This is a genomic window from Bacillus paramycoides (genome assembly GCF_001884235.1).
Classification (GTDB): Bacteria; Bacillota; Bacilli; order Bacillales; family Bacillaceae_G; genus Bacillus_A; species Bacillus_A paramycoides.
In genome coordinates this window covers 41195-47194 of record NZ_MAOI01000133.1, presented here as the reverse complement: position 1 = coordinate 47194, position 6000 = coordinate 41195, and the positions used below count along the sequence as shown (strand labels likewise).

Genomic DNA, 6000 nt, shown 5'->3' with positions numbered 1-6000 from the left:
CAGGAAGAAAATAGAGTGCGAAAACCAAGCCATTCGGTTCCTGCGTAAAATATCAACCGTACCAAAAGAGCGTCCAGGCGTTGGACATCTAGGGTTGGAGCACTCCGAAGTAACGCTCAGGGAGACGAAAGGTTGCTTTCGTCGTGGAACTGAGAAGCTCCCACTTCAAGTTTCGCTAAGTGGCGAGTAGTTCACAACAGTTTATTAATAGGCTTCATTTTGAATAACAATGGATTCTGGTGTTTTGACATTTCCGCACCAGAACCCATCAACTCCTTATACATAATTCCCCTGTTTTATGCTCTTTCGTGTATAGTATATAGTCTTTTATTTTCAATTAATTTATCAAGGTTATATATTAAATTGGCTGCCATTCGCAGGAAATTAAGCCTTGCAATTATGACTATTTGGTTGAGCCATCGATATGTTGTTCTGAAACATCAATATATCTTAAAAAGGAGCTCCCTTTATCAAGAGAGCTCCTTTTCTTATTTCTTCTTCTTTTCTGTCGGTTGGCTTTGTTTAGCGAAATTAGATGAATCATCGAAATTCGGTTGCTTTTTACCAGCATTATTACTTCTACCTTTTCCCATATGTAATGCACCTCCCCTCCCCCTTACTATTCCCAATAAAAAAATCCTCTTGCATCCAAAAGAATTTTTTATGAAGAGATACTTTTCCGTTCTGGAGATATTCTAAAATATTAGCTTGATGGTGATATTCCAGTATTTATTTAACAATTATAAATCGATATACTAATCACTAAAAAGCATAGTCGGGAAGCATATGTTATTATAGAACAAAATCAGTTGTAAGGAAGTAATTAAAATTCTATATTTTCCGCATTTTTTACACAAGCAAACCATTGACCGATTATCTCGTTATGATGCTTAATGATTTGAGACGCTGATAATACTGTAGAATTATATGTACTATGTCCATTCCCTACAAGAATAACGTCATATCCTAAGCTGTACGCACGCCTGCATGTTGCATCTACACAAATTTCAGATTGAATTCCTGCTATAACAATTCGTTTTATATTCCTCATTTCCAGAGCTTGTTGAAGACCCGTTTTATGAAAAGAATCCGGGTGATTCTTCTCAAGAACGACATCTCCTGTTGCTGGAGCAATAGATTTATGAATTTCCCACCCTGCTGTCCCTTGTTTAAGTGTGGAACCAGACTTCCCATTAAATTTCATATAAAAAATAGGGGCTGAAGCAGAACGGGCTTTAGAAATCAATAATCGAATAACTCTTAATAATTCCATTTCATTATATAGAACTTTTCTCTCTTCAAATGAACCTACTTGTACATCAATAATAAGAAGTGCTGTACAGCTTTTCATCATAAATACCCTCCTAACACTTGTTCCCAAAATACAAAAAAACATATGTAAACTACCAAGTTATGCATATTTAATGTCTCCAAAATTTCCAAATAAACACACTAATACATGTATGTATTTGCTACCAATACTATGAAATGCTTACGCCATTTGTAAGAAACTAAATTCCACTTCACTTAATAGTCATAAAAGGTGGGTAATAATGGTTCATAAATTAAAGTTTATAATTATAGTCGGTATCTTATGTACTATTGGTACATTGACTTCAAATAAAGTAGCTGCTCGCATGTTAATGAGAGAAGATCTAGAGCCAACGGGGATAGTCACTCGGGACGTACCTACCAACAAAAAGATAATTGGCTTTCGTATACAACAGGCTCCTCAATTAGTAAAAACGGTTTTAAATAAGGGGCATGAAATTGGCAATCATACAATGAATCATGTTTTCGCTCAAAAGACACCATTAAAAATAATCCAAAAAGATATTATAGAAGGGCAGAAATATATAGAAAAATGAAATAAAGATCTCTTACTTTTCAGACCACCTGGTGGTTATATAAATTACACTGTATTTACAACAGTCAAGCAACAAGGGAAACAAATTGTACTTTGGTCTTGGCATCATGATTCATGTTATAAAAAATGCTCGTAACGGAGATATTGCTCTTCTTCATGATGGTGGGGAGAACAGAAGACAAACTGTAGCAGCTCTAAAAATCATTCTTCCTAAGAATCAGGAAAAAGGATTTCAATTTGTTAAAGTTCATGATTTTCTCAAGTATAAACGAAGTAAGTAGCATAGGTGTACCTTTAAAAACACTCACAATATGACTGCTAAATGGTAGATGTGCAAAGAAAACTTTTCTCCAAACTATTAACAAAAAATAAATACATCCAAATCACTGATTATTGAGCCTCGTTATTAGCAACAGGATAACTACTTAAGGACAAAAAAGAATTTGCCAATTTTTTTGCAAAATGTAACGGGGGCTCCACTGATTGGATATGAATATACATAATTAATGGGTTCATGTACAACCAGTGATTATGTAAAGCACTAACAATAATTCCTTGTTGTACAATTGATCCCATAAATGAAGGGATCTCTTCTTGCAGAACAGCAATTTCTCCTAAATTTAATGCATTACCATTTTGATCCAACGATTCAAAACTTACTCCTACGGGTACTACATAGGCACTTGGCTTCCCTTGAACAAGCACCCTAAAATCGCGATGAAAAGATACCGAACAACCACCTTCACTTATTTTACTTTTCCCTTTAAGAATTGTAGCAAATTGATCACAAATGAAATTAAAGTTGTGCATAAATTTAATTCCTTTCTCATACAAAATGATGAATTTAGAGTTTTAATTTAAAAAGGACTTTTTCCTACTCTTACAGCCAAGAAACACAGATAAACAAACTCAACTCGCTTCGAAATTCTAAAAAACAGGTCACAAAGTGTAATCTGTGACCTGTTTATTTTAGACGAAATACCTATAATATCTCCAAGCAATCATAACCATTCTTGAAAGGGATCAATGTATCAGCTTTATTGAACGTCTGATTCATGATGTCCCCCTGTTCTGTTGTAGCTTTGCAATAAAGTTTGATTAAAAATACCTCACAAACCTATAGTTTACGGTAAAGAAAAAGAATCCAGTTTGAAAAAAGATTGATCAAAATGAATTCCACTTTTGAGATTGACTATTTATCTTTCATAAAAAAGTTTGATCATTTTTGTGATCTTCCCTCCATTAAAGCGCCCGTTTCTTGAATAACTATAGGTTTACCGCATATTTATCCCGTTCTGTTTTATTTTTTCCCCATTATTGGAGGTATAAATATAAAAAAAAGCAAGAAGTCCATATAAGATTCCTCCTAACAAGAAAAACGGTTCAACAATTACTAATAGTAAAGAAAGTGATTCTGATTCCAACAAGCTTTGAATTATCCCTACACCACCGCGTAAACCCAAAACCACACACGCTCCCCATGCAGAAGTGAGCAACAACCAGGATGGAAACCTTCGTCCCCATGCTTGAACAAGTGCAAGTGCAGTAAATGCAGAAATTATACATAGGGCAATTGCAACCAGATTAATGATGAATAACACTTCGCCCATCGTCTTGCCTTCAAATCCTAAAGTGCCTCCTGCAGCCCAGTAAATGTGGATTAACCCGAATAGAGTCGACCAAACAAAAGCTGCATAACCAGTAAAAACCAACCACTTCTCGATTTTGTCCAGAGGATGACGATCATTATTGTTTTTGATTGTAATAACTCCTTTCATTATGAGGGATAACAGAAATCTTTTTGAATTGCGTATAGTTTTATATATTGTTTCATTTTATAATTTATTATTATTAAATCCAATGAAAATTTTACGAATATTATGATTGTATTTGTACAATCAGTTACTACATTATAGTATACTCACAACGCTCCTACAAAGCTTACTAAAATAACAAGCTCATAATCCACGTAAAGTGACCTACGATTATCATCATGTCTTCATCAGAGTTGGTAATCCTGTAATTCCAAGAACAGGCATCCAACAAATAGCGAGGAAACCATAATCCGCTATAACCTGCGATACTAATTCCATCTTTCAGACTCCATTTCATCTGACATATGTTTTTTTAAATGTGGAAATAAGGTGTTCCCCCCTTTCAACTAACCAAGTTATGTTTCAAAAAAAGTTAATTAAAAGTCAGTGAACATATGCAACTTCTCTAATAAAAGCCACTCCATAAAGACTCTATTACTATTTGGTCTCAAGGTTATTCTTTTTTTCTTCCCGTATAATTTGATTTATTTTAATTAAGGTATCGGTCATTTGCTGCAAGGATTCGATATCAATTTTAGAGAAGTATTTCTCAATAAGTAAATCATCTAGCTCAGACAACCGTTCTATAAACTTGCTACCGTTAGGACCAAGTGTAAGGAAATATTCACGTTTATTGTTAGGATTTACTTGTTTCGAAATCATCTTATGTTTTTCCAATTTAGATAAAACTTGACTGACAGCACTTTTGGATATATTAAAAGTGCTCGCAATGTTGTTTGCTGTAGTATTTTTATTTAAATTGATATAGAATATCATGTTCTCTTGCTGTCCTGTTAGACCGAACTCAGTCTTTAACTCCTGAGATATTAAAATGTTTAATTCATTGTAGGCCTGGTTCATTTCGGTAATTACTCCTTTATAAGAACTAGTCATATAATTCTTCCTCCACTCATTTTGTTATTGCACCGTACGATGTTATTTCGCTTTTGTATATAATTAAGTTAAGTTAACTGTACAATGTCTTTGTGTTAGTGTAAAGCAAAATGTATCTCAATACTTTAATTACAAATTCTTTTTAATAGTGCATAAAAAGCTCCTATCTCACAGCAGTATTTGCAAGAATCCCTTGAACTACACAAGGTACACCTTTTGAAGCATTATCACAGGGTTGCTATTCTAGTCCCTCATATAGATAAAATGTAATGGATTAATAAATTATGGAGTTTCAAAGACTCATTTTTTCAAGACAGTTTAATTTACATTTAATACATAGATGCAAGATAAGAAACAAAAAGAGGCGATCTGTTGTTTCCAATGATAATAACGAAAACGGAGGCATATGGTATTGAAAAAATCGGATCTACGGATTATTCGGACAAAGATATTTATATATGATGCTTTTATCAAGCTGATAGGGGAAAAGGGATACGACGCTATTACCATTCAAGACCTCACAGATGAGGCACTCATTAATCGGGCAACATTTTACTCGCATTACAGGGATAAACAAGATTTGTTAACAAATCTTACCGAGAATACACTAGGAGAATTCACAAGTAAGATGGTCCTTTATACCCATGTACAGGAAAATCAAATAGAACTTTCGAAATTCGAGGAAATTTTACAATCCATATTTGAATGTATCGCAAAACATGCAGACTTTTATAAATCTATGCTTGGGCCTCATGGCATTCATGATTTTAAGCTACAAATGCAGCAGGCTATCATGGATAACCTTGAACAAAATTCCATTAAGCTTACACTTGGAGAACATGACTTAGATATTCCGAAAGATATGGTATTGCACTTCATCACTTCCTCTATTATTGGGATAGCAATTTGGTGGCTTCAAAATGACATGAAATATTCACCTAAATATACTGCAGAACAAGCAGCGAAGCTTTTTACTAAAGGCCCCTTTTGTGCATTGGGTTTTACTTTTTTTTCACGAGGTCTAGAAAAGGTAACTGTACTGTGAAGAATCATCCTATCATTTCAGGAAATTCGCACGTGTAGACACAAATTGCACACAAATTAACCGGTACCTTAAAAGTTAAGGTGCCGGTTAATGATTTTATGCTTAATAATTGAAATTTGGTCTCTTCCTAATTTCAATTATTATCTCCAATAGTTATAGCTCCTTTAGGCTCTGCTGCAAAAACTCTAAAGTTCTTGCAAGTAATCTCCTAAACTTGGACATACTGATCGTACACCTTTTATAAAGTTGTATTATCAATATGTCCAAAATTTGAAGATTCATTGCACAAGTTTTATCGTTTTTACACCAGAATCGTTTATAACGAAAACATGTTGCTTATAATAAAATTATATCTTATTCGCTATATAATTCAATTTACA

At 33.8% G+C, this 6000-nt stretch carries 5 protein-coding genes and 2 pseudogenes; 2 read left to right on the top strand and 5 right to left on the bottom strand.

Features of this window, described 5'->3' with window-relative positions:
* Window positions 1-823 precede the first annotated feature (823 nt).
* Window positions 824-1354, bottom strand: a complete 531-nt coding sequence (locus BAU28_RS27330) for a cysteine hydrolase family protein (RefSeq protein ID WP_071721119.1) — start codon at window positions 1352-1354, stop codon at window positions 824-826.
* 199 nt (window positions 1355-1553) lie between these two features.
* Between BAU28_RS27330 and BAU28_RS27325 the strand changes: the two are divergent.
* Window positions 1554-2148 (top strand): annotated as a pseudogene (locus BAU28_RS27325) (polysaccharide deacetylase family protein).
* Window positions 2149-2257: 109 nt separating this feature from the next.
* Here the strand turns inward: BAU28_RS27325 and BAU28_RS27320 are convergent.
* The 4 genes and pseudogenes from BAU28_RS27320 to BAU28_RS27310 all read right to left on the bottom strand — a co-directional run bounded on the left by BAU28_RS27320 (window position 2258) and on the right by BAU28_RS27310 (window position 4575).
* Complete coding sequence (locus BAU28_RS27320) at window positions 2258-2677, bottom strand: DUF1259 domain-containing protein (protein ID WP_071721118.1); 420 nt, start codon at window positions 2675-2677, stop codon at window positions 2258-2260.
* A gap of 464 nt (window positions 2678-3141) precedes the next feature.
* Window positions 3142-3645 (bottom strand): DUF3995 domain-containing protein, encoded by a 504-nt coding sequence (locus BAU28_RS27315; RefSeq protein ID WP_071721116.1) that lies wholly within the window; start codon window positions 3643-3645, stop codon window positions 3142-3144.
* A 146-nt stretch (window positions 3646-3791) separates the two neighbouring features.
* Window positions 3792-3960 (bottom strand): annotated as a pseudogene (locus BAU28_RS31190) (DedA family protein); the annotation flags it as partial.
* Between the two features lie 159 nt (window positions 3961-4119).
* A complete protein-coding gene (locus BAU28_RS27310; RefSeq protein WP_071721115.1) occupies window positions 4120-4575 on the bottom strand; it encodes a MarR family winged helix-turn-helix transcriptional regulator in 456 nt (151 codons plus the stop codon).
* Window positions 4576-4981: 406 nt separating this feature from the next.
* Here BAU28_RS27310 and BAU28_RS27305 point away from each other — a divergent pair, with 406 nt between their 5' ends.
* Window positions 4982-5620, top strand: a complete 639-nt coding sequence (locus BAU28_RS27305; RefSeq protein ID WP_071721113.1) for a TetR/AcrR family transcriptional regulator — start codon at window positions 4982-4984, stop codon at window positions 5618-5620.
* The last annotated feature ends 380 nt before the right edge of the window (window positions 5621-6000 follow it).

Bases quoted from the DNA above. Each gene is read 5' to 3' on its own strand.
- BAU28_RS27305 (WP_071721113.1), top strand. From the start codon at position 4,982: ATGGTATTGAAAAAATCGGATCTACGGATTATTCGGACAAAGATATTT.
- BAU28_RS27310 (WP_071721115.1), bottom strand. From the start codon at position 4,575: ATGACTAGTTCTTATAAAGGAGTAATTACCGAAATGAACCAGGCCTAC.
- BAU28_RS27330 (WP_071721119.1), bottom strand. From the start codon at position 1,354: ATGATGAAAAGCTGTACAGCACTTCTTATTATTGATGTACAAGTAGGT.
- BAU28_RS27320 (WP_071721118.1), bottom strand. From the start codon at position 2,677: ATGCACAACTTTAATTTCATTTGTGATCAATTTGCTACAATTCTTAAA.
- BAU28_RS27315 (WP_071721116.1), bottom strand. From the start codon at position 3,645: ATGAAAGGAGTTATTACAATCAAAAACAATAATGATCGTCATCCTCTG.